The sequence below is a fragment of the Microcystis sp. M49636_WE2 genome (genome assembly GCF_030065375.1).
Classification (GTDB): domain Bacteria; phylum Cyanobacteriota; class Cyanobacteriia; order Cyanobacteriales; family Microcystaceae; genus Microcystis; species Microcystis aeruginosa_C.
In genome coordinates this window covers 1-1,859 of record NZ_JASJFG010000465.1, presented here as the reverse complement: position 1 = coordinate 1,859, position 1,859 = coordinate 1, and the positions used below count along the sequence as shown (strand labels likewise).

At 40.9% G+C, this 1,859-nt stretch carries 2 protein-coding genes; both read right to left on the bottom strand.

The genetic code is table 11. The features are described from left to right. Positions 1-604: RNA-guided endonuclease InsQ/TnpB family protein (locus tag PX484_RS11015; RefSeq protein WP_288103831.1), on the bottom strand; the 604-nt coding region annotated here is incomplete at its 3' end. Positions 605-937: 333 nt separating this feature from the next. Continuing rightward, entirely contained in the window at positions 938-1,543 is a 606-nt protein-coding gene (mtnB, locus tag PX484_RS11010) for a methylthioribulose 1-phosphate dehydratase (protein WP_288103829.1), read from the bottom strand. Positions 1,544-1,859 lie beyond the last annotated feature (316 nt).

Genomic DNA, 1,859 nt, shown 5'->3' with positions numbered 1-1,859 from the left:
GATTAGATACTTTATCGCCATTGCTGGTAATTACTAGGCTACTAATTCCTAAGTCAATTCCGATGGCTTTATCGGTTACTGGTAAAGGCTTAATCGTTGGGTCATCAAATCTTATTGAGATATGCCAACGTCCTGAGGGATGTAATCTGACTGTTACTGTACTTGGCTCACAGCTTTCTGGTATTTGTCTTGACCATCGAATAGGTAAAGGTTCTGTGCATTTAGCTAAATAGATTTGTCTGTCTTTAAATTTAAAAGCAGATTTGGTAAATTCGGCACTTCCTCCTTGATGTTTTTTCTTAAAGTTAGGATACTTAGTCCGACCAGCCAAGAAATTGGTAAAAGCTGTTTGTAAATGTCTTAACCCTTGTTGTAAAGGTACACAGCTTACCTCATTGAGAAAGTCTAATTCTTCTTGTTTTTTCCAATCGGTCAACATTGAAGAAGTTTGAACATATCCTACTCTTTCTTGCTTTTCGTACCATGCTTGTGTTCTGAGATGGAGAGCTTTGTTGTAAACCAATCTTACACAGCCCAATGTGCGCCGCAATAGCGACTCTTGTTCGGGTGTGGGGTAAAATCGGTAAGAATAGGCTTTTTCCATATCTCACATTTTAGCATATATTTCGTAAACGATGCTCATATTTAACAGTAAAGCCGTCGTAGAACGACGGGGTTTCAGACCCAAATTTTCGATGAAGGTTTAACAAGGTTTTACCTATAATGTCGGCTTGAAGGAACTCTCGGTTTCACCTCGGAGATGAAAGGTTCCGCCAGCATAGAACAGCGAAGCACGACAGTGTCAACTGATAGGCTGCCACTAGATAGCGAAGCTGTTCGTAATTTAAATTGCTTGTTGAGACGAGGCAAAAGGCAAGAGGCAAAAGGCAACAGTAAAGGGATTGGGGGAAGTTCGGCTAATCTAAGAATAAGCGGTTTAAATCCTTCTTAACACTAGATAACGAAAAATATACTCAACTATCTCTAAATAATTCTCGGTAGTTTCTAGAGACTCACCCCACACCGTCACGCCATGGTCAGAAATGAGTAAAGCGGGAATTTCTGGGGGGAAAGTTGAGAATCTACTTTCTATTTCTGCGGCAATTTTCGGCACATCGAGATAGTTAGCAAAAACTGGCATAAATACTTCAGGATTTTCTACCCAAATACCTAAACCTTTCAACATTTCTAAGGGAGGTAACGATAACTTACCCAGATGAGCAAAACGGCAAACTAAATTCGCTTCCACCGAGTGGACATGATAACAAGCTTGCGCTTGGGGAAAGAGACGATAAATCACCTGATGAATGCTAGTTTCTGCCGAAGGACGATTATCCCGATGAGCTAATTCTCTGACTTTTCCCGTCAGATCTACGCGCACAAAATCCTGTTCTGTGAGTTTACCTTTACTTTTGCCACTGGCAGTAATCCAAAAACTATGATCATCAACTTTAGCGGATAAATTACCTGCCGTGCCAAGCATCCAACCCAGTTGATAAAATCTTCGGGCAGCGGCAACTAGAGATAGACGAGGATCGCTCATGGTTTTTAGAGATATGGTAGATAGGGACTGACTATTATAACAATCGGACGATCCACTCGCCAGCAGATTTGCTGAGGATGTCAGTCAAGATAATCTCGCTCAAAACTAAACCCAAGGCAGAATAGAGCTAGTAACCGGTGAGCAAAAAGGAAGATTTAACCGTGGCAATGTGTTAGGAATGTGTTAGGTTAAAGATAATTGCAGCTTTGATGAATCGAGGGTTGAGCCGTGAATAACAACTTTTTCCGCAGCTATTCTGTCAATGATTCTGGTTTGGGTTGTTTCTTATCTTTGATTTTAGTCGGATTGTTGTTAG

Coding starts and splice junctions, on each gene's coding strand:
- mtnB (WP_288103829.1), bottom strand. CDS start 1,543: ATGAGCGATCCTCGTCTATCTCTAGTTGCCGCTGCCCGAAGATTTTAT.